The sequence below is a fragment of the Sphingomonas albertensis genome, assembly GCF_014358075.1.
GTDB lineage: Bacteria > Pseudomonadota > Alphaproteobacteria > Sphingomonadales > Sphingomonadaceae > Sphingomonas > Sphingomonas albertensis.
The window spans coordinates 52,491-74,681 of the sequence record NZ_JACONT010000020.1; the positions used below are offsets into that span (position 1 = coordinate 52,491).

Sequence of the window (22,191 nt, forward strand, 5' to 3'; positions counted from 1 at the left end):
GCCCCGCTCGGCGCGAGGACGCTAGATTCGCGTCATCGACAGCGCCTTCTCGCCGTAGCGCGGCCCAGCCGTCCCGCCCCGCGGCGCCGCCGCATCCAGCTTCGCCAGATCGTCGGCCGACAGCGTGATGTCCGCCGCCTTCATGCTGTCCTCCAGCGTGATCCGTCGTTTCGACCCAGGGATCGGCACGATGTCGTCGCCCTGCGCCAGCAACCACGCGAGCGCGATCTGCGCAGGCGAAGCGTCATGCGCATCCGCAATGCCCTTCACCACCGCGACCATCTCCATGTTCTTGGCGAAGTTGTCCTCCGAATAGCGCGGGTCGTTCCGCCGGTAGTCGCCCTCAGGCAAGTCCGACCGCGCCGTGATCTGCCCCGTCAGGAACCCGCGGCCGAGCGGTGAATACGGCACGAAACCGATCCCGAGTTCGCGACACAGCGGCAGGATCGCCTCCTCGACGTCGCGCTCCCACAGCGAATATTCGCTCTGCAACGCTGCGATCGGATGCGTCGCCGCCGCGCGACGGATCGTGTCGAGCCCCGCTTCCGACAGCCCAAGATGCCGCACCTTGCCCTCGCGAACGAGCTCGGCCATCGCGCCGACCGTATCCTCTATCGGCACGCCCGGATCGACGCGGTGCTGGTACAACAGGTCGATCGTCTCGACCCCGAGCCGCTTCAGCGATCCCTCGCAAGCTCGCCGCACATTGGCCGGTGTCGAATCCACCCCGGTCATCCCATTCTCGTCGTAGCGGAACCCGAACTTGGTCGCGATCACGACGCCGTCGCGCTTGCCGCGGATCGCCTTGCCGAGCAGTTCCTCGTTGACCAGCGGGCCATAGATCTCGGCGGTATCGAACAGCGTCACGCCAAGTTCGATCGCGCGGTGGATCGTGGCGATGCTCTCGTCGGTGTTGGCCTCGCCGTACATGCCCTTGCCGATGCCGGCCATCGGCATGCAGCCTAGCCCGAGCGCGGAAACCTCGAAATCAGGGCCGAGCGTGCGATATTTCATGGGATATCTCCTGAGCGCCGTCCCCGTGATCGGACCGCGCAGACACGGAGATGGTGACGGCGGTATCCATAGTCACGTTGCCGACGGTCCGAAACAGGTCGGGCACCGTCTCGACCGCGATGAGCAGCCCCAAAGCCTCGATCGGCACGCCCATTGCGAGCGAAACCGGCGCGACCGAGGCGACGAAACTGATCGTCCCCGGCAGCGACACAGAACTCATCGTCGTGATCGCCGCGGTCGCGACACCCGCCGCCAACTGCGCCGGACCGATCGGCACGCCCAGCCAGTGCGCGACGTAGAGCGCGACCGCGAGGTTCATCGCCGGGCTGGTCGCGCGGAAGATCGCGACCGCCAGCGGCAGAACGATGCCCGCGGTGGCAGGCGACGCACCGAGATCGACCGAGCCCTTGAGCATCGCCGGCAGCGACGCGAGCGAGGACTGCGTGCTGATCGCCACCGCCTGCGCCGGTGCGACCGCCCGCGCGAACCGCCCGAGCGACACGCGCCCGCCGATCATCCCGACCGGATACGCCGCGAGCAGCACGATGAAGCCGATCGCCGAGACGCAGACGATATAGTGCAGCAACGCCCCGAACGCCGCAGTCCCGGTCCGTGCGCCGACGCCGTACGCGAGCGCGAAGATCCCGATCGGCGCGAGCTTCAGCACCCAGCCGATCAGCACCAGCAGCGCATCGACCACCGCTTGGAAAAACCCGGTCAGGATCGCACGCTGTGCCGATGGCAGCCGCGTGATCGCGAACGCGAACGCCAGCGCGAACACCGTCAGCGAGAGGAACGAATCGCTCGCCGCCGCCGCGACGATGTTGGTCGGCACGATCCCGTCGAAGAATGCGCCGATCCCCGGCACGGTGCCGATCGGTGCCGCCGTCGTCAGCGCCGCGCGCAATGCCGTGCTGAGGCTCTCTGGCAGCGGGAACAGGTCGAGCAGCAACGGCATGACGAACGCCGACATGATCGTCGTGCTCCACAGGATGACAACGATCATCAGGATCGCACGGCCGGTGATCCGTCCGGCCCGCGCAGCCTCGGCCGTCGCACCGATGCCGGTGACCAGCAACCCGACGATCAGCGGCACGATCACCATCTGCAATCCGTGCAGCCATGCCGAGCCGATCGGCTGCGTGACCGCCGTCACCGCCAGCGCGTTCGCCGGCGACCAGGCGGCCGCGGCGATGCCGATCGCGATGCCGCCGACCAGGGCTGTAAGAATCCGTGTAGCCTGCGACATGCTCGCCCTTCGTGTTCGACCGCGCTATCAACGCGTCGAACACCGATACGGGACGGAAAGCGCGCGCGATGGCAAGGAAATATTTCGGCACCGATGGCATTCGTGGCGCCACCAACGTCTCGCCGATGACGGCGCAGATGGCGATGAAGGTCGGCATGGCTGCTGGCGCGTACTTCCAGCGCGGCGATCACCGCCACCGCGTCGTGATCGGCAAGGACACCCGGCTGTCGGGCTACATGCTCGAATCCGCGCTGGTCGCGGGCTTCACCAGTGTCGGCATGGACGTCGTCATGGTCGGGCCGATGCCGACGCCGGCTGTGGCGATGCTCACCCAGTCGATGCGCGCGGATATCGGCGTGATGATCTCCGCCAGCCATAATCCGTACGCCGACAACGGCATCAAGCTGTTCGGCCCCGACGGCTACAAGCTGTCGGACGAGGCCGAGGCGGCGATCGAGGCACTGATCGACGGCGACATCCCGCTCGTCACCTCCGACCAGATCGGCCGCGCGCGCCGCATCGAGGACGCGCAGGGCCGCTACATCCATTTCGCCAAGTCGACTTTCCCGGAGAATCTGCGCCTCGACGGCATGCGGATCGTGCTCGATTGCGCAAACGGCGCCGCCTACAAGGTCGCACCGTCGGCGCTGTGGGAACTCGGCGCGGATGTGGTCGCGATCGGCGTGACGCCCAACGGCACCAACATCAACGATGGCGTCGGCTCGACCGCCCCGCAGGCGCTCGCCGAGGCCGTCGTCGCGAACGGTGCCGACATCGGCATCGCGCTCGACGGCGACGCGGACCGCCTGATCGTCGTCGACGAGACCGGCACGATCGTCGACGGCGACCAGCTGATGGCGACGATCGCGGCCAGCTGGGCGCGCCAGGGCCGGCTCGCGGGCGGCGGTCTGGTCGCGACGGTGATGTCCAACCTCGGCCTCGAACGCCATCTCGCTGCGCAAGGGCTGGGCCTCGTCCGCACCGCGGTCGGCGATCGGCACGTGCTCGAGAAGATGCGCTCCAGCGGCTATAATGTCGGCGGTGAACAGTCGGGCCACATCATCCTCAGCGACTATGCGACGACCGGCGACGGACTCGTCGCGGCGCTCCAGATACTCGCCGAGGTGAAACGCTCGGGGGCACCCGCAAGCGAAGTCCTCCACCGGTTCGAGCCCTTGCCGCAGTTGCTGAAGAACGTGCGGTTCGCGGGAGGCAAGCCGCTCGACCACGACGCGGTCAAGGCGGTGATCGCCGAGGCCGAGGCCGAACTTGCCGGCAAAGGGCGGCTCGTCATTCGCCCGTCGGGCACCGAACCGGTGATCCGCGTGATGGCCGAAGGCGACGATCTCGGTCAGGTCGAGCGCGTCGTCGACCGGATCTGCGACGCGGTGCGGCAGGCGGCCGCCTGATGCTGGAGATGCGCCCCGCCTGCGAACGCTGCGCCACCGAGCTTCCCGCGGCTGCACCGGGCGCGTTCATCTGCTCGTTCGAATGCACGTTTTGCGCGGAATGCGCGGATGCGCTCGACGAGCGCTGCCCGAATTGCGGCGGCGAACTCCTCGACCGCCCGACAAGGCTGGGCGAAGCGCCGCCACAGAAACCGGGCGGCGGGCGGCGGCACTAGAATAGAATGTCGATCGGCTGGAGTCCTTCACTGTCCCACAGCCCAGCGATTATGCCATAGCGATTGTGATGACGGCCAGAATTCTAATCATCGCCGGCTCGGACTCAGGTGGCGGCGCCGGCATCCAGGCGGATATCAAGACCGTGACGATGCTCGGCGGCCACGCGATGACCGCCGTCACCGCGATCACCGCGCAGAACACGCTCGGCGTGCAGGCGGTCCACCAGATCCCGACCGACATGGTCCTCGCGCAGATCGACTCCGTCGTCTCCGACATCGGCGTCGATGTGGTGAAGATCGGCATGATCGGCTCGGCCGAAACCGCCAACGCAGTTGCCGCATATCTAGAACGTCTTTCCTCCCTCCCTGGAAGGGAGGGGCTGGGGGTGGGTAGGCCGCTGGGCGAGCGCGACACCGGCCCCGAGCCGACCCACCCCCAACCCCTCCCTTTCAGGGAGGGGAGCAGCATCCCCATCGTCTTCGACCCGGTAATGATCGCGACCAGCGGCTCCGTCCTCGCGGACAGCGACACGATCGCCGCCTTCGCCCGCCTCATGCGGATCGCCACGCTCGTAACCCCCAACCTCCCCGAACTCACAGCCCTTGGCGGCGAGGCCGCGATCCGCGCGCTCGGCCCCGCAGTCCTCATAAAAGGCGGCCACGGCGAAGGTCCCTACATCGTCGACCGTCTCGTCACCGACGCCGGCGAAACCCGCTGGACCAACCCCCGCATCGAAACCCGCCACGCGCACGGCACCGGCTGTACGCTCGCCAGCGGCATCGCGGCGGGGTTGGGGCAAGGCATGACGCTCGACACAGCAACCGACCGTGCCATCGCGTTCGTCCGCGCCGCGCTTGCAGCGGCTCCAGGTATCGGCCAAGGCCACGGCCCGATGGGCCACGCGCTCGACACTACCCCCTTTTATCATCTGCTTGCGGCAAAGGACCCCGACGGCTGGGATGCGCAGGCTTTTGCCGCGCGATGGAGTTAGAATGCCCGGCATGAAACACGAAAAGCTCTGCGTCGGCCCCGTCGCCGGCGTCGACGAAGCGGGCCGTGGTCCACTCGCCGGGCCGGTCGTGGCCGCCGCCGTGATCCTCCCGCCAAAGGGCGTCCCCCGCGGCATCGACGATTCGAAGAAGCTCTCAGCCTCGACACGCGAACGGCTCTGCGCGCGCCTCAAGGGCTGCGCGATCGTCGGCATCGGCATCGTCGAACCCGAAGAGATCGACACGCTCAACATCTACTGGGCGACGATGAAGGCGATGACCCTCGCGGTCGATGCGCTCGCCACCGAACTCGGCCACGCGCCCGGCCATGTCCTGGTCGACGGCAACCGCTTGCCCCGCTGGACCTACCCCGCCACGCCCCTCGTCGGCGGCGACGCGAAATCTCTGTCGATCGCCGCCGCATCGATCGTCGCAAAGCATACCCGCGACCTGATCATGATCGCCGCCGCCGACCGACATCCCGAATATAACTGGCATTCGAACAAGGGTTACGGCTGCGCGCACCACATGCGCGCGCTCCGCGAACACGGCCCCACGCCGATTCACCGCCGCAGTTTCGCGCCCGTCGCCGCCGCCTATCTCGCCCGGGAGGGACTTTTCGCACAGGAAACGACGAGCTGAGTCTTTCGCGCCACACCCCAAGGGCTTGAGCCGCGAGTCTCCCACGACTCAACATCTGGGCAGCGAAGACTCGTTTGGTCGCAGCGACGGAATCGCACCGAAACGCCGTTAACGAATGTTTGCTTGACGGAGTCGGACAATTCCGCCGCTATGGGCGTCGATAAGGGGCGGAAAACATGGGTTTGATCGACACGATCGCACGGCCGCGTGCGAAAAAGGCAGTGGAGCCGGCGGTTCAGCCGGTCCTCCCGCTCGACCAGATCCTGCGCGGCGACTGCATCGAGCACATGAAGGCGCTCCCGTCGAACTCGATCGACATGATCTTCGCGGATCCGCCGTACAACCTCCAGCTCGGCGGCGAACTCTACCGCCCCGACGGCAGCCATGTCGACGCGGTCACCGACGACTGGGACAAGTTCGACACTTTCGCCGCCTATGACCGCTTCACCCGCGCCTGGCTCAAGGAAGCACGCCGTATCCTCAAGGACGACGGCGCGCTCTGGGTCATCGGCAGCTACCACAACATCTTCCGTGTCGGCGCGGCGGTGCAGGATCTCGGCTACTGGATCCTCAACGACATCGTTTGGCGCAAGACCAACCCAATGCCCAACTTCCGCGGCACCCGCTTTACCAACGCGCATGAAACGCTGATCTGGGCGTCGAAGGGCGAAAAGGCGAAATACCACTTCAACTATCGCGCGATGAAGACGCTCAACGACGAACTCCAGATGCGCAGCGACTGGGAATTCCCGACCTGCGGCGGCGCCGAGCGGCTGAAGAAGAACGGCACCAAGGTGCATCCGACGCAAAAGCCCGAGGCGCTGCTGTACCGCATCCTGCTGGCGTGCACGAAGCCCGGCGATGTGGTGCTCGACCCGTTCTTCGGTACCGGCACGACCGGCGCGGTCGCCAAACGCCTTGGTCGCAGCTGGATCGGCATCGACCGCGAAGGCGACTACATCGAAGCCGCGCAGGAGCGGATCGAGGCGGCATTGCCACTCGACGAATCCGCGCTCGCGACGATGATGAGCCCTCGCACGCAGCCCAAGGTCGCGTTCGGCGTGTTGGTCGAGAACGCGTATCTCGCTCCCGGCGCAGTCCTGACCGACTCGAAGCGCCGCTGGCGTGCGACGATCCGCGCGGATGGTTCGCTGCTCAGCGACTGCGGCACGATCGGTTCGATCCACAAGCTCGGCTCGACGCTCCAGAACGCCCCCGCCTGCAACGGCTGGAGCTTCTGGCATTACGAAAGCGACAAGGGGCTGAAGCCGATCGACGACCTCCGCCAGACGTACCTGCTGGCGACGACTGTCTGACGTCTTGCTCCCCTCCCTGGAAGGGAGAGGCTGGGGGTGGGTTGGCTGCTTGTCGGGCAATACGTAAACCAACCGGCCGACCCACCCCCGACCCCTCCCTTCCAGGGAGGGGAGCAGGAGAACGATCATCCACCTCCGCCCCGTCCAGTTCGTCGACACCCCGATCGGCCACGCAGACGGCAGCGTCGCGCGCATCGCCGGTGGCCTGCAGTGGTTCGCCGCGTACGAGGTGATCGAAGGCCGCACCCGCCGCACCATCCCCGTCGCCGACGTGGCAAAGCTGGGCGATCGCGCCACGCACCTCCACGCCGTCATCACCGCCCCCCGTGCCGCACTCCAGCTCGGCGAACGCACGCTCCGTTTCGACCAGCCGGTCGTCGCCGGCATCCTCAACGTCACCCCCGACAGCTTCTCCGACGGCGGCAAGCATGTCGAAGACCCCGCCGCTGCCGCCGCAGCCGGCATCGACATGGCCGCCGCCGGTGCGACGCTGATCGACGTCGGCGGCGAATCGACCCGCCCCGGGGCTGCAGCCGTGTGGGAAGGCGACGAGATCGCGCGGCTCGTGCCCGTCGTCGAACGCCTCGCCCGCGCCGGCGCGATCGTCTCGGTCGACACCCGCAAGGCGGCAGTGATGGAAGCGACGCTTGCTGCCGGTGCGCACATCGTCAACGACGTTGCAGCGCTCCTGTGGGACGATCGCGCGCTCGATGTCGTCGCGAAAAGCGGCTGCCCGGTCGTGCTGATGCATTCGCCCGACCCCAAGAAGGGCGGGCACGGCGACGGCGGCTACGCCAACGTCCTGACCGACGTGTTCGACTGGCTCGAAACCCGCATCGCCGCCGTCGTCGCGGGCGGCGTCGAGCGGTCGCGGATCATGGTCGATCCCGGCATCGGCTTCGGCAAGACGCTGGCCGAGAACCTCGCGCTGCTCAACAGCCTCGCGATCTTCCACGGGCTCGGTTGCCCGATCATGCTCGGCGCGAGCCGCAAGCGCCTGATTGGCGCGCTCTCGAACGAAGCACCGGTCGACCAGCGTCTCGCCGGCTCGCTCGCACTAGCGCTGAAAGGCGCGGAGGCGGGCGTCCAGATCCTGCGCGTCCACGACGTTGCCGAGACGGTACAGGCGGTGAAGATCTGGCGAGGCCTGCGCGATCAGTCGCTTATCGGCGGCTGATGATCGCTGCATTGCAGCGAAACGCCTCTTCGCGCATTAAACGCAACGGAAACAAGGGAGCTTTCGTTTGATCGTCACTGCAACACCGCGCTTCAGTCAGATCCTAAGCGAGGTCTGGCGCCCGCTGCTCGGGCTCTTCGTCTGGGACGTGGTCGTCACGATCACCTATTACGTCCTGCCGTTCCACGCGCCGGCCTTGCCGCTGACGCTGTTCGGTACCGCCCTCGCGCTGTTCCTCGGTTTCCGCGATAATTCGGCGTACCAGCGCTGGTGGGAAAGCCGCGGGCTGTGGGGGCTGATGATCAACGCCTCGCGCAGCCTGGCACGTATGGCGCGCAACATGTTGCCCGAGCCCGAGGGCCACGACATGAAGCGGACCATCGTCCTCCGCCAGATCGCGTATGTGAACGCTCTGCGCTGTCAGTTGCGCAAGCAGCCGGCGGCGCCAGAGGTGCTGCGCTTCCTGTCGCAGGAGGAGGCCTCGTTCGCGCTCGAGCGGACCAACATCGCCAACGGCCTGCTCGACGGCACCGGCCGCCGGATCGACGTCGCGCGGCGCAACGGCTGGATCGACACCATCCAGCAGACGCAGTTCGAGGCGATCCTCGTCGACATCGCCAACGCGCAGGGCGGCATGGAGCGGATCAAGAACACGCCGCTGCCCAACCAGTACCGGTTCTTCCCGAGCCTGTTCACGCGACTGTTCTGCGTCCTGCTGCCGATCGGTCTGGTCGAGACGCTGGGCTATGCGACCCCGGTCGGCTCGACGATCGCCGGCCTGATGTTCCTGGCCGTGCTGCAGATCGGCGACGATCTGGTCGATCCGTTCGCGGACACGATCCACGACGTGCCCTTGAACGCGATGTGCCGCACGATCGAGATCGATCTGCTTCAGGCGATCGGCGATCCGGCGCCCGAGCCGTTGCAGCCCGAGAAGGGTGTGCTCTGGTAGGCTGATCGATCGGCAGTGCGGCTTGGGACTTCAGGACCCTTCAGACCTGCCGCCCGCCGCTCCGGTCGAGCAGTCGATCGATCGACCAGCGGCCGCTGCCGACGATCAGCAGATACAGGCATCCGAGCAGCATGGTGAGATCCGCGCGGCTCTCGTGCTGTGCGCTCCAGAAGCCGTAGCGCTTGAAGTCGGGAAGGCTGAACGGTCCAAGCTCATGTCCCAACAGGATCGGGAGTTTGGTCGTGATCAGCGCCACGATCATGGTCACGATCAGTGGAATGGCGGCAAGCCGGGTGAACAGCCCGACAATGATGAGCGCCCCGCATGCGAGTTCCACCATGCCGACGAACGGCCCCGTAAATTCGGGGTAGGGGATGCCGATCTTCGTGAAGCGGCCGGCGCCCAGAATGTCGGGAAACAGCAGCTTCTGGATGCCTTCGGGGAAAAACACGACGAGGCCGACCGCCAACCGGATCAGGATCGTCGATGGACTCGCGGTACTGCGGATGATGCTCGTGAACATGCGGAGGCCATACTGCGTTCGATGACGAACGAGCAAAGCATTCGTGCCGCGCGCCGCGGCAGCATTGGCGAGGTATTTGCCGTGTTCCTGAAGCTCGGGCTCACCTCAGGCGGCGTTGTCGATCCCTAGGTCGCTGAGCTTGCGGTACAGCGTCGAGCGGCCGATGCCGAGGCGGCGGGCGACTTCGGTCATGCGGCCGCGGTAATGGCCGATCGCTAGGCGGATCACGTCGGCTTCGATCTCCTCGAGCGCGCGCAAATTGCCGTCGGGGCGGAACAGCGTGACCCCGCCACCACCTGCGGCCACCGTCGCGGGGCCACGCTGGCGATTGCCGAGCGCGGCGATCTGCGGAAAATCCTCCTCTGTCAGCGCGGCGCCTTCGCACAGCACGGCGGCGCGGAAGAGCGCGTTCTGCAACTGACGGACGTTGCCGGGCCAGTCATAGTGCACCAGCAGCTTCAGCGCGGCGTCGGTGATCCCGAGCGGCCTCAGCCCCGGTTGCTCGGCGATCCGCGCGAGCAGGTGACGGGCGAGCGCGGGGATGTCGCCGGTGCGTTCGCGCAAGGGGGGGATCGTCACCTGCACCGCGTTCAGCCGGTAATACAGGTCCTCGCGGAACCGCCCCGCCTCGACCTCGTCGAGCAACCGCTGGTTGGTCGCGGCGATCACCCGGACGTCGACGTCACGCGCATGGCGCGCGCCGATCGGCTGGACCTCGCCGGTGTGGAGCAGATGGAGCAGCTTGGCCTGCGCCTCCAGCGGCATCTCGCCGATCTCGTCGAGAAACAGCGTGCCGCCATCGGCATCGTGGAACCGGCCGATCTTGCGCTCGAACGCGCCGGTGAACGCGCCTTCCTCGTGGCCGAACAGTTCCGATTCGATCAGATTGGCGGGCATCGCCGCGCAATTGACGGTGACCATCGGTTTCTTGGCGCGTGGCGAGGCGGCGTGAATCGCCTCGGCGACGACCGCCTTGCCGACCCCGCTCTCGCCCTCGACCAGCACCGCGACACGCGCACGGGCGGCCTTTGCCGCGATCGCCAGCGCGGCGCGGAAATCGGGTGAGGAGCCGACGATCTCGTCGAACGCGAGCAGCGCGGGGATCTTCTCGGTGAGCGGGCGCAGTTCGCCCGCGGCGGTGCCGGCGACGGCCGCTTCCAGCGCGGCGAGCACGCGGTCGGGCGCGAGCGGCTTGACCAGGAAGTCGGTCGCGCCGGCGCGCATCGCCGAGACCGCGTGCGCGACCGAGCCGTTGGCGGTGAGCATCAGGATCGGCAGCGCGGGCCGGCGTTCGCGGAGTTCGGCGATCAGCGCGGTCGCGTCGCCATCGGGGGCGGAATGATCGAGCAGGATCGCGTCGAGCTGCATCCCGTCCTGCGTGCCGAGCGTGGCGATCGCCATCTCGCCATCGGTCGCGAACACCGCGCGCCAGCCGCCACGCGCAGCAAGCGCGGCGACCAGCCGGCGTTGCGCGGGCTCGTCGTCGATCAGCAATACTAGGCGCTGGCCGTTACGCGTCATGGCGAATCCTGTCCCGTTCCGGCACGTGCAATAGCGCAATCGAGTAAAGGGCGCCTTAAATGTCTCGCTTGGCGATCCCGGATGTGCGGGTTAAGGTCGACGGCATAGAGGATGGCACTGACAGGATTGGGGCACGAACCATGGCCGGCAACGGAGACATGAAGGCGCACGTCGCGACCTATTCGAGCGTGACGGGGATGATGAAATGGGGCTCGATCGGGTGCGCGCTGGTCGTCGCGCTCGTCATCTGGCTGATTTCGTAACATCATGAAGATCGCCGTCCTCAAAGAGCAAGCGGACGGCGAGCGGCGGGTTTCCGCGACGCCGGAAACGGTGAAGAAGTTCATCGCGCTGGGGGCCACGCTGGCAGTGGAGGCGGGGGCGGGCGAGACGGCATCGATCGCCGATGCCGCCTATGCGGAGGCGGGCGCGTCGGTCGGCGATCGTGCGGCGACGCTGGCGGGGGCGGATATCGTGCTCGGCGTTCAGGGGCCTGATCCTGCATCGCTCACCGGCGTCGCACCGGGAGCGTGGATCGTCGCCAGCCTCAATCCTTTTGCAGAGCACGCGCGGATCGAGGCTTACGCCGCGGCCGGTTACGAAGCGCTGGCGATGGAGTTCATGCCGCGCATCACGCGCGCGCAGTCGATGGATATCCTGTCGTCGCAGTCGAACCTGGCGGGCTATAAGGCGGTGCTCGACGCAGCGGCCGAATATGGTCGCGCGTTTCCAATGATGATGACCGCGGCAGGGACGATCTCCGCGGCGAAGGCATTCGTGATGGGCGTCGGTGTCGCGGGACTCCAGGCGATCGCGACCGCGCGGCGGCTCGGCGCGCAGGTGTCGGCGACCGATGTCCGCACCGCGACCCGCGAGCAGATCCAGTCGCTTGGTGCGAAACCGATCTTCGTCGAGACCATCGCGGGAATCGAAGGCGAGGGGACGGGCGGCTATGCCGGCGAGATGTCGCCCGAATACCAGGCAGCGCAGGCCGATCTCGTCTCGGGGCATATCGCCAAGCAGGACATCGTCATCACCACCGCGCTGATCCCCGGACGTGCCGCCCCGCGGCTGATCTCGGCGGCACAGGTCGCGAGCATGAAGCCGGGCTCGGTGATCGTCGATCTCGCGGTCGAGCAGGGCGGGAACGTCGAGGGTTCGGTCGCAGGCGAAGTCGTCGTCGTGAACGGCGTGAAGATCGTCGGCCACCGCAACGTGCCGTCCCGCCTCGCGGCAGACGCCAGCGCGCTGTTCTCCCGCAACCTGTTCAACTTCCTCAACGCCTTCTGGGACAAGGAGGCGGGCAAACCCGTTCTCGACGCGGAAATCGGCGACGCGATCCGCCTCACCCAGGGCGGCAGGATCGTGAACCCGCGGTTGTCGTCATGATAATCCTCCCCGGCACGGGGAGGGGGACCGGCGCAGCCGGTGGAGGGGGCGTTCCGCACATGCTACGCCCCGAAGTATCGCTGGCGCGCAAATTACGCCGGGACATGAGCCTCCCGGAAGTGCTGCTATGGGAGCATCTCCGAGGACAGAAGACCGGCTTCAAGTTCCGCCACCAGCATCCCATCGGGCCGTACGTCTGTGACTTCTACTGCGCCGCCGCCAAGCTCGCGGTCGAGGTAGATGGTGAATTCCACGGCCGCGGCGACCGCCCCCAGCGCGACGCCGAGCGCGACCAATTTTTCGAGCAGAATGGCTACCGGGTGCTGCGAGTGGCAGCAGGCGACGTACTGAGGGATATCGAGGCCGTAGTGACGATGATCGTATCGTCCGCGGCCAGCCCCCTCCACCAGCCTGCGGCCGGTCCCCCTCCCCGTGCCGGGGAGGAATGAAATGGACTTTATCGCGATCCTGTCGATCTTCGTGCTGGCGTGTTTCGTCGGGTATTTCGTGGTGTGGGCGGTCACGCCGGCGCTGCACACGCCGCTGATGGCGGTGACCAACGCAATCTCGAGCGTGATCATCGTCGGCGCGCTGATCGCCGCCGCGGCGCCGACGGTCCTGGGGGCGATCGGTGCCGGGTCGGGCGTCGCGAAGGCACTCGGGCTACTCGCCGTGGTGCTGGCGAGCATCAACATCTTCGGTGGCTTTGCGGTCACTGCGCGGATGCTGGCGATGTACAAGAAGAAGGAACGGCCCGTTGCGAAGGGTTGAGTCGGCGGTCGACATACGATCCTCCCCTTGCAAGGGAGGATTAGGGGGAATGGACGATGCATGAACTGACGGTCAGCCCCTGGGCATCGCTCGCCTATCTGGTCGCGGGGGTGTGCTTCATCCTCGCGTTGCGCGGGCTGTCGAGCCCGGCGTCGAGCCAGCGCGGCAACCGCTTCGGCATCATCGGCATGACGATCGCGGTCGTGACGACGCTGGTGACGCATGTGCCCGTCGTTCAGCATCTTCTCGTTTCGGATGCCGGGCCTACGATAGCCGTGCGCACCATAGATTGGGTCACGGTCGTCGAAATCCTCGCGGCGATCGGCGTAGGCGCTGCGATCGGCCTCGTCACCGCACGCCGGATCGCGATGACCGCGATGCCGCAGCTTGTCGCCGCCTTCCATTCGCTTGTCGGACTCGCCGCGGTGCTGGTCGGCGTCGCCGCGTACCTCAACCCGCAGGCGTTCGGGATTTCCGACCTCGTCATTCCGCTGATCGGCCAGCCCTTTGCAGTCATCCACCCGGTCAGCCGGATCGAACTCGGCCTCGGCGTCGCGATCGGTGCGATCACCTTCTCGGGCTCGGTCATCGCGTTCCTGAAATTGAACGGCAACATGGGTGGCAAGCCGATCATGCTGCCTGGTCGCCACGTCATCAACATCGCGCTGCTCGCCGGCATCCTCGGCCTGATCGCCTATTTCGTCACCGATCAGTCGGCGTGGATCTTCTGGACGATCACGCTGCTCAGCTTCGTCATCGGCTTTCTGTTGATCGTCCCGATCGGCGGCGCAGACATGCCGGTGGTGGTCAGCATGCTCAACAGCTACTCGGGCTGGGCCGCGGCGGCGATGGGCTTCACGCTGCACAACAGCGCGATGATCATCACCGGCGCGCTGGTCGGCAGTTCGGGCGCGATCCTCAGCTACATCATGTGCCGCGCGATGAACCGCAGCTTCATTAGCGTGATCGCGGGCGGCTTCGGCCAGTCCTCGGACGCCGGTGGCCCCGCCGCAGCCAGCGATCGCCCGTGGAAGCGCGGTTCTGCCGAGGACGCAGCATTCCTGATGAGCCAGGCCGAGCAAGTCATCATCGTCCCCGGCTACGGCATGGCGGTCGCACAGGCGCAGCACGTGCTCCGCGAAATGGGCGACAAGCTGAAGGCCGAGGGCGTGCGCGTGAAATACGCGATCCACCCCGTCGCGGGCCGCATGCCGGGACACATGAACGTGCTGCTGGCCGAGGCGAACGTGCCCTATGACGACGTGTTCGAGCTGGAGGACATCAACAGCGAGTTCGCGCAGACCGACGTCGCGTTCGTGATCGGCGCCAACGACGTCACCAACCCCGCCGCCAAGACCGACAAGTCCTCGCCGATCTACGGCATGCCGGTGCTCGACGTCGAGAAGGCCAAGACCGTGCTGTTCATCAAGCGCTCGATGGGCGGCGTCGGCTATGCCGGTGTCGATAACGACCTGTTCTACCGCGACAATACGATGATGTTGCTGGCGGACGCGAAGAAGATGGTCGAGGATATCGTCAAGGCGCTCGACTAGCGCCCGATCGCGCCATGCAGAGGAAGTTCCCGAATCCAACGAAACTCGATCCAGTTCGGGTATAATACTTGGCCTGACGCAGGTTAGTCTCTGTATCACAACGGAGACCGTGATGACTCGACCGGCCGGCCCGCCCGACGCGGCAGATTACGAGAGCGGGATCGACGCGATCCTGATTGCCGCGGCGAGTGCGCCGGATCGGTTGGCCGTTGCGCTAGCCGCGCTGCGTGGGCGGGTCGTCGGGCGGCTCGACTGGCAAGCGGCATTCGGCGATCACGCGACGCCGCACGTGATCGTCGTCGAGGCTGCCGGGGTCGATCTCGCGCTGCTTGCCGAACGCCTGCCCGTCATCGTCGATAAGGCGGCAGCCTTGCAGGCGGGGCTGGTCGTCGCCCTGGGCATGGATGAAATCGACGTCGTCGCTGCGGCGACGCTCGGCGGCAGCACGCGGTTGCTGGTCGATCCCACCGTCGGCGATTGCGTCGCGGCGATCGTGGTCGCCGCCGAAGCCGCGCGCCTCCCCGCTGGGGTGTTCGATGTCACGCGCGAAACCGACAGTACGCGACTGGAACGTCTGAACACGGAGGTCGCGCGGATCGCCGAGGCGCTCGCGCGGTTGACGCGTGCGGAGATCGAGGAGGATGCGCCTGCCGCGCCGATCGTCGGGGATCGGACGAACCATTACGGCGCGCCGCCGTCCCTGGCCGAGCCGAGCGCTGCCGACGTCCGGCGGGCCATCCGTGCGCGGCGGCTGCGCGACCAGTTCTTCGGCACCGCGCTGTTCGAGGATCCGGGCTGGGACATGCTGCTCGATCTCTACGCCGCCGAACTCGAGCGCGGGCGCGTATCGGTGTCGAGCCTGTGCATCGCCGCCGCGGTGGCGCCGACCACCGCGTTGCGCTGGATCGCGCGGATGACCGACACCGGATTGTTCGAACGCCGCCCCGACATGCATGACCGGCGGCGCGCGTTCATGGTGCTATCGGACCGCGCGAGCGAGGCGATGCGCGGGTATATCGTGGCGACCCGAGGCGCCGACCTGCGGATTCCGTGATCGTGCGAGCCCTTTTAGCTTGCCCCGGCCGCCCGGCTTTGGCATCGCACGTCCACCCGAGAGGGGCGATTAGCTCAGTTGGTAGAGCGTCTCGTTTACACCGAGAATGTCGGCGGTTCGAGCCCGTCATCGCCCACCACCTTCCTACAGTTCGCGGACCAACCGTACAGCGACCGCGATCCAGGCCGGGTCTGCGATGGCCAGCGGCTGCGTGCCGGTACCCGGCGGCGAGACCGTCACGCTGCCTTCGCATTCGATCAGCCGTCCGAACGCGAACCGCCCAGCCGGTTGCGGGACGAGCACGTCGCGGTTGAGCGCGGTTGCGAAGCTCTCCGGTGCCAGCATCGCGCACCAGATCACATCGCCTGCGCGGTAGTCGCTGATCCCGCCCGCCACCGTCACCGCGATCTGGCCCGGAGCGACCTGGGGCGGCGGCACGGTCGTCGTTCGGCGCGGCGCGTGGACGCCGCGGCCGTCGAGGATCGCGGTGACGGGCAGGTCGGCCCGGTCGGGCAACGTCACGAGATCGGCGGCCTCGACGCCCAGCGCCGCGGCGATCCGGTTGAGCCAGCCGACCGACACGGTGCGCGTGCCCGTCTCGAGCCGGCCGATCGTCTGCGCGGTCGTCGGCGGAACACAGCGCCGCGCGACATCCTCCAATGTCAGGCCCTTGGCACGGCGAACTTCGCGAATGGCGGTGATCATCGGAAGGCTCCAAACCAGATGGGTTATTCCTCTGTCCTACAACCATGCCGATATGGCAACCGGCGTAAGTGACTAGGAGCGGCAACGGGAGATGGTGGATGCGCGAACTGGTGGAACGATCGATCGACTCGGAGGGCGTTCCCCAGCCATCGGGGGTGCGGCGCGGGCGCATGGTGACGGTCAATCTGGCCGAATCGCCGCTTGGGTGGCTCCGGTCGCGCGGGCTGGTCGACGCGCGGCAGTTTGCAGCGGGAGAACAATTGCGCGCCGACTACGAACGCGCCTCGATCGCCCCGAGCGTGACGATGCGCTGGGCGGAGCGGGTCGATGGGGGCGGGCATGACGGGCTGGATCCAACGTCTGCGCAGATCGCCGCGAAACGCCGGTTCGACACCGCGATCGCCGCGGTGGGGCCGGGGCTCGCGGATATCCTGTGGCGCGTGGTCTGTGCGGGGGAGGGCCTGCCCGCCGCGGAGAAGGCGCTGCACTGGCCAGCGCGGGCAGGGCGGCTGGTCATGACGCTCGCGCTCGACCGCCTGGCTACGCATTACGGGATTGGATAGCGCAGGGCGCCGAACCCGGTAACCCGACTTCACGATCCGGGCCGCTCCCCTTGTCCGCACTCGCTTTGCCCGCCCCGCAGCACTAAGTGGCAGGCATGCGCTTCGACCTCATCAAATGCCACGGCTCCGGCAACGACTTCCCCCTGATCGACGCGCGGGCGTTAGCACTCGACGATGCAAGCTGGGCGGCCGTCGCGCTCGCGCTCGCGGATCGCAACGGACCGGTTGGCGGCGATGGCCTGTTGCTGCTCACCGCCGGCGATGAGAGCCACGCATTCGGCATGCGGATGTTCAACTCCGACGGCAGCGAGTCCGAAACGTGCCTCAACGGCCTGCGGTGCGTGGCGCGCGCCGGGTTCGCGGCGACCGGCACGGAAACCGTAACGGCGTTGCTCAAGACCAGCGATGCGATCGTCGTACACGACGCCGATATCGCGCCGGGCGTGTTCACGGTACGCGAGATCGCAGGGCCGGCGTCGCTAGACGTCACCGCGTGGCCGATGGAGACCGACGCGGATCGCATCGTCGACATGGCGATCCCCCGCTTGCCGACGACCCGCGCCTTCACCGCTGTCGCAATGCCCAATCCCCATCTCGTGACGTTCGTCGATGCCATCGACGAAGCCGAACTCGTCCGCGTCGGCGAGACGTGTGAGGCTGCCCCCGACTGGCTCCCCAACCGCGCCAATGTCAGCTTCGTCGAGGTCCGCGGGCGCGACCTGTTCGTGCGGACGTTCGAGCGCGGCGTCGGCCTCACCGACAGTTGCGGCAGCGCGATGGCGGCGTCGACCTATGCCGCGTGTCTGACCGGACGGATCGCCTACGATACCCCAACGACCGTCTTCAACAAGGGCGGCCTCGTTCGCGCCGAGGCGAGCGCAGCCGCGATGGTCACGCTGTCGGGCAATGCGACGCTCGAATGGACCGGCTCGATCGACGTCGATCTCGCGACGGCGACGGCAAGCGACTTGGCCATCACGCAGCGGCATGACGATGAAATCGCGGCCTGGGACAGGCTTGTCGCAACGATCTGAAACGCGGCTGCATCATTCCCCCGATCCGGCCGTATCTTCCCGCAGAAGCGTCGGCCGACCGGCGCAGTGCAGGAGAGCATGCCGTGAATCACGTGTTTCGTACCGCGATCGTCGCCGCCGCCATCGCCGTCAGCGGCAGTGCGATCGTCGCCGCGCAGACCAATCCCATGGTCGGCGGTGCCGCGATGTACCCGACCAAGACGATCGTCGAGAACGCGGTCAATTCGAAGGATCACACCACGCTGGTCGCCGCGGTGAAGGCCGCCGGCCTGGTCGAGACGCTGTCGGGTCCGGGTCCGTTTACGGTGTTCGCGCCGACCAACGCCGCGTTCAAGAAGTTGCCCGCCGGCACTGTCGACACGCTGCTCAAGCCCGAGAACAAGGCGCAGCTGTCCGCCGTGCTGACCTATCACGTCGTCCCCGGCACGATCACCGCCGCCGACATCGCCGCCAAGGCGAAGGCGAACGGCGGCACCGCGACCTACACCACCGTGCAGGGCGAGCCGCTGATGTTCAAGAAGTCCGGCAGCGGCTGGGGCATCATGGACGGCAAGGGCCACAAGGGCCGTGTCACGATCGCCAACGTCATGCAGTCGAACGGCGTGATCCACGTCATCGACACGGTGATGCTGCCGTAATCGGCCATCGCGCGAGATAGCTGCCTCGCTTTCCCAAGAGGCAGTTTCGTCGGGCCCGTCGCCGGAAGGTGGCGGGCCCGATTGCTTTCGGGGTGCCGTCGTCTCTTTTCCGTCGTCTCACCCCCCGTCATCCTGACGAAAGTCAGGACCCAGGGTAACAAGCGCTGCCCTTCGTGGCTCTGGGTCCTGACTTTCGTCAGGATGACGGAAAAGGGGGGACTCAGCCGATCAGCAAGCCCGCGAGCGCTGCCGACATCAGGTTGGCCAGACTCCCCGCCGCCAGCGCGCGCAGGCCGAGCTTGGCGATCATCGGCCGCTGGTTCGGCGCGAGGCTGCCGGTCACCGCCATCTGGATCGCGATCGACGAAAAGTTCGCGAACCCGCACAGCGAGAAGGTGATGACCGCGATCGTCCGCGCGCTCAGCCCCTGCTGCGTGCCGAGCGAGATATACGCGACGAATTCGTTCAGCACGATCTTCTGCCCGAACAGCCCGCCGGCGATCCCCGCCTCGCTCCACGGCACGTTCAGCAGGAACATGATCGGCGCGAAGACATAGCCGAGCAGCCCTTGGAAGCTCAGCCCCGGGAGCCCGATCATGTTGCCGAGCCCGCCGAGCAGCCCGTTCGCCAATGCCACGAGCGCGACGAACGCCAGGACCATCGCGCCGACCGCGACGGCCAGGCGCACGCCGGTCTGCGCGCCCTGTGCCGCGGCCATGATCAGGTTGGCCGGCTTTTCCTCGTCGTGCGTCGCCTGCGGCATCGGTTCGCCCGCCGACGATTCACCCGGCAGATCGCCGAGCGCGAGTTCGCCCTCGGGTGGCATCACGCGGTCGGGCATGATGATCTTCGCCATCAGGATGCCGCCCGGCGCCGCCATGAAGCTCGCCGCCAGCAGATAATCGATGCGGATACCCATCGACGCATAGGCCGCGAGGATCGTCCCCGCGACGCCGGCCATGCCGCTGGTCATCACGGTGAACAGCTGCGCCGGGGTCAGGCCCGCCAGATACGGCCGGATGACGAGCGGCGATTCGCTCTGGCCGACGAAGATGTTCGCCGCGGCGCACAGCGATTCGACCTTCGAGACGCCGATGACCTTCTCGATGCCTCCGCCGACCCAGCGCACCACGAACTGCATGATGCCGAGATAATAGAGGATCGAGACGAGGCTCGCGAAGAAGATGATCACCGGCAGCGCGGCGATCGCGAAGCTCTGTCCGCCGATCTCTGGCGTCGCCATCTTGCCGAACAGGAATTCGGTGCCCTTCTGCGAATAGCCGAGCAGGTTGGCGACCCCGCCGGACATCTCGCCGAGCACGACCTTGCCGAAGCTCGAATACAGTACGAGGACGGCGATCCCGGCCTGCAACGCGAACGCGGCGCCGACGATACGCAGGCGGATCGCGCGGCGGTCGCTCGACAGCAGCACGGCGATGCCGAGGATGACGGCGATGCCTGCAAGGCCGATGACTAGTCTTTCCATGGACGCCCTGCATTTTTGACTGACACGCGCCGCCCCCCGGCCGCGCAAGCGACCGACATGACACGCGAGCGGCGGCGTCGCCAGCCTTTATGATGGGGAGCCTTTATGATGGGGAGGTCATTTGACGGCGCGCGCGATTCCGCTAGCGTCCCGGGCGATGGATAAGCCTCCCCCTAGCAATCAGGCAGCCGCGTTCCCGCGTTCGCTCTTCGTATTCTCGGTCCTGTACGGCGGCATGGTGTGCATCGCCGGCGTGTTGGGGGTGAAGCAGGTCGCGCTCGGCCCGCTCGCGGTCGAGGCGGGCATCTTCGGCTTCCTCCTGCTGGTGGTGCTAAGCAGCGCGATTTCCGAACTCCACGGCCAGAAGACCGCGACGTTCCTGGTGCGCTTGGGCTTCATCCCGCTGCTGGTATCGGCGGCGCTGATCCACCTGGTGCTGGCGCTGCCGCACGATCCGGGGATGTACCCGCCCGCGGTCGACGCGTTCCCGATCGTCGTCGGCCAGAGCTCGCGCATGATGATCGCCGGGCTGATCTCCTACGGCATCTCGCAGACGCTCAACGTGCTGATCTTTTCGAAACTGTCGGGACAGGTCGGCAGCGGCGAGGGCAAGCTGGTATGGCTGCGCGGCATGATCGCGAGCATCATCTCGCAGATCATCGACACGATCTTGTTCATCACCATCTCGTTCCTCGGCGAAAGGCCGATCCTCGCGTTGATGGAGGGGCAGATGCTGACCAAGGTCGTGCTGTCGATCGTGTTGGTGCCGTTCCTGATCACCTTCTTCGTGCGATTGGGGCGCCGGCTGGACCGGGCATAACACTTTGGCCGTCATCCTGACGAAAGTCAGGACCCAGAGCCACCAGAGACGCCGTTCGTGATCCTGGGTCCTGACTTTCGTCAGGATGACGGACTGGGTGATGCGCGGTGATGCTTTCGCTGGCCCCCTGCACTGGCTAAGGGGTCGGCATGACCGATCACACGCCCGATCCCGCCCTGCTCGCCAAGGCGGAAACGCTCACCGAGGCGCTGCCGTATCTGCAGCGCTACGCCGGCAAGACGTTCGTCGTGAAATACGGCGGCCACGCGATGGGCGACCCCGAGCTCCAGCGCGATTTCGCCGAGGACATGGTGCTGCTGAAGGCAGTCGGCATCAACCCGGTCGTCGTCCACGGCGGCGGGCCTCAGATCGGCGCGATGCTGAAGCGGCTGGGCGTGGAGTCGCGCTTCGTCGACGGCCTGCGCGTCACCGATGCGGAAACCGCGCAGATCGCCGAGATGGTGCTCGCCGGCTCGATCAACAAGGAAATCGTCGGCTGGATCGGCCAGGCCGGCGGCCGCGCGGTCGGCATTTCGGGCAAGGACGCCGGCCTCGTCCTCGCACAGAAAGTCGGCCATGGTCGCGAGCCCGACAAGCTCCAGGGCATCGAGCGTCACGTCGACCTCGGCTTCGTCGGCGAGCCGATCGCGGTCGACCGGACCATTCTCGACACGCTGATAAAGGCCGACATCATCCCGGTGATCGCCCCGATCGGCATCGGCGCCGACGGCCACACCTACAACATCAACGCCGACACGATGGCCGGTGCGATCGCCGCCGCGATGGGCGCTGCGCGGTTCTTCCTGCTGACCGATATCGTCGGCGTGCTCGACAAGCAGGGCGAACTGCTGACGGACCTCGACCCCGCGCGGATCGCCGAACTCCGCGCCGACGGTACCGTGACCGGCGGCATGATCCCCAAGCTCGACACCTGCGTCGCGGCGGTCGAATCGGGCGTTGATGCCGCGGTGATCATCGACGGCCGCGTGCCCCACGCGATGCTGCTGGAGATCTTCACCAAGCAGGGGGCTGGGACCTTGGTCAGCGCCAACGGGCGTGCGCGGTAGAGGGAAGCAGGACGATCTTTCGCCTATCCTCCCCTTGCAGGGGAGGTGGCAGCGCGCAGCGCTGACGGAGGGGTGACCCGCTCTCGATAGGGCGATACCCCAA

24 protein-coding genes and 1 tRNA gene are annotated in these 22,191 nt (G+C 66.9%); 19 read left to right on the top strand and 6 right to left on the bottom strand.

Features of this window, described 5'->3' with window-relative positions; genetic code table 11:
* Window positions 1–21 precede the first annotated feature (21 nt).
* Window positions 22–1,014, bottom strand: a complete 993-nt coding sequence (locus H8S47_RS10605; protein WP_187503837.1) for an aldo/keto reductase — start codon at window positions 1,012–1,014, stop codon at window positions 22–24.
* Entirely contained in the window at window positions 989–2,263 is a 1,275-nt protein-coding gene (locus H8S47_RS10610; RefSeq protein ID WP_187503838.1) for a dicarboxylate/amino acid:cation symporter, read from the bottom strand. The genes H8S47_RS10605 and H8S47_RS10610 overlap by 26 nt, the downstream gene beginning before the upstream one ends.
* Before the next feature lie 68 nt (window positions 2,264–2,331).
* Between H8S47_RS10610 and glmM the strand changes: the two genes are divergently transcribed.
* From glmM to H8S47_RS10645, 7 genes are all read left to right on the top strand, one after another.
* On the top strand, window positions 2,332–3,672 hold the full coding sequence (gene glmM, locus H8S47_RS10615) for a phosphoglucosamine mutase (protein WP_187503861.1): 1,341 nt from the start codon (window positions 2,332–2,334) through the stop codon (window positions 3,670–3,672).
* Window positions 3,672–3,887 (top strand): DUF1272 domain-containing protein, encoded by a 216-nt coding sequence (locus H8S47_RS10620; RefSeq protein ID WP_187503839.1) that lies wholly within the window; start codon window positions 3,672–3,674, stop codon window positions 3,885–3,887. Before glmM ends, H8S47_RS10620 begins: the two co-directional genes overlap by 1 nt.
* 65 nt (window positions 3,888–3,952) lie before the next feature.
* Window positions 3,953–4,879: a bifunctional hydroxymethylpyrimidine kinase/phosphomethylpyrimidine kinase gene (gene thiD / locus H8S47_RS10625; protein ID WP_187503840.1), complete on the top strand. Its 927-nt coding sequence runs from the start codon at window positions 3,953–3,955 to the stop codon at window positions 4,877–4,879.
* A gap of 1 nt (window position 4,880) precedes the next feature.
* Window positions 4,881–5,519 (top strand): ribonuclease HII, encoded by a 639-nt coding sequence (locus tag H8S47_RS10630; protein ID WP_187503841.1) that lies wholly within the window; start codon window positions 4,881–4,883, stop codon window positions 5,517–5,519.
* 176 nt (window positions 5,520–5,695) lie between these two features.
* Complete coding sequence (locus tag H8S47_RS10635; RefSeq protein WP_187503842.1) at window positions 5,696–6,835, top strand: site-specific DNA-methyltransferase; 1,140 nt, start codon at window positions 5,696–5,698, stop codon at window positions 6,833–6,835.
* A 127-nt stretch (window positions 6,836–6,962) separates the two neighbouring features.
* The gene (gene folP, locus H8S47_RS10640) at window positions 6,963–8,012 is read left to right on the top strand and encodes a dihydropteroate synthase (protein ID WP_187503862.1); all 1,050 of its coding nucleotides are present in this window, start codon (window positions 6,963–6,965) and stop codon (window positions 8,010–8,012) included.
* 67 nt (window positions 8,013–8,079) lie between these two features.
* Window positions 8,080–8,964 carry a bestrophin family protein gene (locus H8S47_RS10645; protein ID WP_187503843.1) on the top strand — a complete coding sequence of 295 codons (885 nt, stop codon included), beginning with the start codon at window positions 8,080–8,082 and terminating at the stop codon, window positions 8,962–8,964.
* 40 nt (window positions 8,965–9,004) lie between these two features.
* Here H8S47_RS10645 and H8S47_RS10650 read toward each other — a convergent pair whose 3' ends face one another.
* Together H8S47_RS10650 and H8S47_RS10655 are read right to left on the bottom strand one after the other, a co-directional pair.
* Entirely contained in the window at window positions 9,005–9,487 is a 483-nt protein-coding gene (locus tag H8S47_RS10650; protein WP_187503844.1) for a DoxX family protein, read from the bottom strand.
* 105 nt (window positions 9,488–9,592) lie between these two features.
* A complete protein-coding gene (locus tag H8S47_RS10655; RefSeq protein WP_187503845.1) occupies window positions 9,593–11,008 on the bottom strand; it encodes a sigma-54-dependent transcriptional regulator in 1,416 nt (471 codons plus the stop codon).
* A 140-nt stretch (window positions 11,009–11,148) separates the two neighbouring features.
* Here H8S47_RS10655 and H8S47_RS10660 point away from each other — a divergent pair, with 140 nt between their 5' ends.
* From H8S47_RS10660 to H8S47_RS10690, 7 genes are all read left to right on the top strand, one after another.
* Window positions 11,149–11,271 carry an aa3-type cytochrome c oxidase subunit IV gene (locus tag H8S47_RS10660; protein WP_187503846.1) on the top strand — a complete coding sequence of 41 codons (123 nt, stop codon included), beginning with the start codon at window positions 11,149–11,151 and terminating at the stop codon, window positions 11,269–11,271.
* 4 nt (window positions 11,272–11,275) lie between these two features.
* On the top strand, window positions 11,276–12,397 hold the full coding sequence (locus H8S47_RS10665; RefSeq protein WP_187503847.1) for an NAD(P) transhydrogenase subunit alpha: 1,122 nt from the start codon (window positions 11,276–11,278) through the stop codon (window positions 12,395–12,397).
* Between the two features lie 59 nt (window positions 12,398–12,456).
* Window positions 12,457–12,846 carry an endonuclease domain-containing protein gene (locus H8S47_RS10670; RefSeq protein ID WP_187503848.1) on the top strand — a complete coding sequence of 130 codons (390 nt, stop codon included), beginning with the start codon at window positions 12,457–12,459 and terminating at the stop codon, window positions 12,844–12,846.
* 1 nt (window position 12,847) lies between these two features.
* Window positions 12,848–13,168, top strand: coding sequence for a proton-translocating transhydrogenase family protein (locus H8S47_RS10675; protein WP_187503849.1), 321 nt, complete (start codon window positions 12,848–12,850; stop codon window positions 13,166–13,168).
* 56 nt (window positions 13,169–13,224) lie between these two features.
* Window positions 13,225–14,721, top strand: coding sequence for an NAD(P)(+) transhydrogenase (Re/Si-specific) subunit beta (locus H8S47_RS10680; protein WP_187503850.1), 1,497 nt, complete (start codon window positions 13,225–13,227; stop codon window positions 14,719–14,721).
* A gap of 112 nt (window positions 14,722–14,833) precedes the next feature.
* Entirely contained in the window at window positions 14,834–15,775 is a 942-nt protein-coding gene (locus tag H8S47_RS10685) for a MarR family winged helix-turn-helix transcriptional regulator (protein ID WP_187503851.1), read from the top strand.
* 63 nt (window positions 15,776–15,838) lie between these two features.
* Window positions 15,839–15,914 (top strand) — tRNA-Val (locus H8S47_RS10690).
* Window positions 15,915–15,919: 5 nt separating this feature from the next.
* Here the strand turns inward: H8S47_RS10690 and H8S47_RS10695 are convergent.
* Window positions 15,920–16,480 carry a helix-turn-helix domain-containing protein gene (locus H8S47_RS10695; RefSeq protein WP_187503852.1) on the bottom strand — a complete coding sequence of 187 codons (561 nt, stop codon included), beginning with the start codon at window positions 16,478–16,480 and terminating at the stop codon, window positions 15,920–15,922.
* A 98-nt stretch (window positions 16,481–16,578) separates the two neighbouring features.
* On the opposite strand from H8S47_RS10695, the gene H8S47_RS10700 reads away from it, so the two are divergent.
* From H8S47_RS10700 to H8S47_RS10710, 3 genes are all read left to right on the top strand, one after another.
* Window positions 16,579–17,043, top strand: coding sequence for a DUF6456 domain-containing protein (locus H8S47_RS10700; protein WP_187503853.1), 465 nt, complete (start codon window positions 16,579–16,581; stop codon window positions 17,041–17,043).
* Window positions 17,044–17,138: 95 nt separating this feature from the next.
* Window positions 17,139–18,077: a diaminopimelate epimerase gene (gene dapF / locus H8S47_RS10705; protein WP_187503854.1), complete on the top strand. Its 939-nt coding sequence runs from the start codon at window positions 17,139–17,141 to the stop codon at window positions 18,075–18,077.
* Between the two features lie 83 nt (window positions 18,078–18,160).
* Entirely contained in the window at window positions 18,161–18,715 is a 555-nt protein-coding gene (locus tag H8S47_RS10710) for a fasciclin domain-containing protein (protein ID WP_187503855.1), read from the top strand.
* 220 nt (window positions 18,716–18,935) lie between these two features.
* Here the strand turns inward: H8S47_RS10710 and H8S47_RS10715 are convergent, their stop codons facing one another.
* Window positions 18,936–20,201, bottom strand: coding sequence for a NupC/NupG family nucleoside CNT transporter (locus H8S47_RS10715; RefSeq protein WP_060526007.1), 1,266 nt, complete (start codon window positions 20,199–20,201; stop codon window positions 18,936–18,938).
* Window positions 20,202–20,358: 157 nt separating this feature from the next.
* Here H8S47_RS10715 and H8S47_RS10720 point away from each other — a divergent pair, with 157 nt between their 5' ends.
* Both H8S47_RS10720 and argB read left to right on the top strand, forming a co-directional pair.
* The gene (locus tag H8S47_RS10720; protein WP_187503856.1) at window positions 20,359–21,021 is read left to right on the top strand and encodes a queuosine precursor transporter; all 663 of its coding nucleotides are present in this window, start codon (window positions 20,359–20,361) and stop codon (window positions 21,019–21,021) included.
* 149 nt (window positions 21,022–21,170) lie between these two features.
* Window positions 21,171–22,088 (top strand): acetylglutamate kinase, encoded by a 918-nt coding sequence (gene argB, locus H8S47_RS10725; RefSeq protein WP_187503857.1) that lies wholly within the window; start codon window positions 21,171–21,173, stop codon window positions 22,086–22,088.
* Window positions 22,089–22,191: the final 103 nt, after the last annotated feature.

What these genes read in the sequence shown, in the direction of transcription:
- H8S47_RS10605 (WP_187503837.1), bottom strand. Translation starts at nt 1,014, where the DNA reads ATGAAATATCGCACGCTCGGCCCTGATTTCGAGGTTTCCGCGCTCGGG.
- H8S47_RS10610 (WP_187503838.1), bottom strand. Translation starts at nt 2,263, where the DNA reads ATGTCGCAGGCTACACGGATTCTTACAGCCCTGGTCGGCGGCATCGCG.
- glmM (WP_187503861.1), top strand. Translation starts at nt 2,332, where the DNA reads ATGGCAAGGAAATATTTCGGCACCGATGGCATTCGTGGCGCCACCAAC.
- H8S47_RS10620 (WP_187503839.1), top strand. Translation starts at nt 3,672, where the DNA reads ATGCTGGAGATGCGCCCCGCCTGCGAACGCTGCGCCACCGAGCTTCCC.
- H8S47_RS10630 (WP_187503841.1), top strand. Translation starts at nt 4,881, where the DNA reads ATGCCCGGCATGAAACACGAAAAGCTCTGCGTCGGCCCCGTCGCCGGC.
- H8S47_RS10635 (WP_187503842.1), top strand. Translation starts at nt 5,696, where the DNA reads ATGGGTTTGATCGACACGATCGCACGGCCGCGTGCGAAAAAGGCAGTG.
- H8S47_RS10650 (WP_187503844.1), bottom strand. Translation starts at nt 9,487, where the DNA reads ATGTTCACGAGCATCATCCGCAGTACCGCGAGTCCATCGACGATCCTG.
- H8S47_RS10655 (WP_187503845.1), bottom strand. Translation starts at nt 11,008, where the DNA reads ATGACGCGTAACGGCCAGCGCCTAGTATTGCTGATCGACGACGAGCCC.
- H8S47_RS10660 (WP_187503846.1), top strand. Translation starts at nt 11,149, where the DNA reads ATGGCCGGCAACGGAGACATGAAGGCGCACGTCGCGACCTATTCGAGC.
- H8S47_RS10665 (WP_187503847.1), top strand. Translation starts at nt 11,276, where the DNA reads ATGAAGATCGCCGTCCTCAAAGAGCAAGCGGACGGCGAGCGGCGGGTT.
- H8S47_RS10670 (WP_187503848.1), top strand. Translation starts at nt 12,457, where the DNA reads ATGCTACGCCCCGAAGTATCGCTGGCGCGCAAATTACGCCGGGACATG.
- H8S47_RS10675 (WP_187503849.1), top strand. Translation starts at nt 12,848, where the DNA reads ATGGACTTTATCGCGATCCTGTCGATCTTCGTGCTGGCGTGTTTCGTC.
- H8S47_RS10680 (WP_187503850.1), top strand. Translation starts at nt 13,225, where the DNA reads ATGCATGAACTGACGGTCAGCCCCTGGGCATCGCTCGCCTATCTGGTC.
- H8S47_RS10685 (WP_187503851.1), top strand. Translation starts at nt 14,834, where the DNA reads ATGACTCGACCGGCCGGCCCGCCCGACGCGGCAGATTACGAGAGCGGG.
- H8S47_RS10695 (WP_187503852.1), bottom strand. Translation starts at nt 16,480, where the DNA reads ATGATCACCGCCATTCGCGAAGTTCGCCGTGCCAAGGGCCTGACATTG.
- H8S47_RS10700 (WP_187503853.1), top strand. Translation starts at nt 16,579, where the DNA reads ATGCGCGAACTGGTGGAACGATCGATCGACTCGGAGGGCGTTCCCCAG.
- dapF (WP_187503854.1), top strand. Translation starts at nt 17,139, where the DNA reads ATGCGCTTCGACCTCATCAAATGCCACGGCTCCGGCAACGACTTCCCC.
- H8S47_RS10715 (WP_060526007.1), bottom strand. Translation starts at nt 20,201, where the DNA reads ATGGAAAGACTAGTCATCGGCCTTGCAGGCATCGCCGTCATCCTCGGC.
- H8S47_RS10720 (WP_187503856.1), top strand. Translation starts at nt 20,359, where the DNA reads ATGGATAAGCCTCCCCCTAGCAATCAGGCAGCCGCGTTCCCGCGTTCG.
- argB (WP_187503857.1), top strand. Translation starts at nt 21,171, where the DNA reads ATGACCGATCACACGCCCGATCCCGCCCTGCTCGCCAAGGCGGAAACG.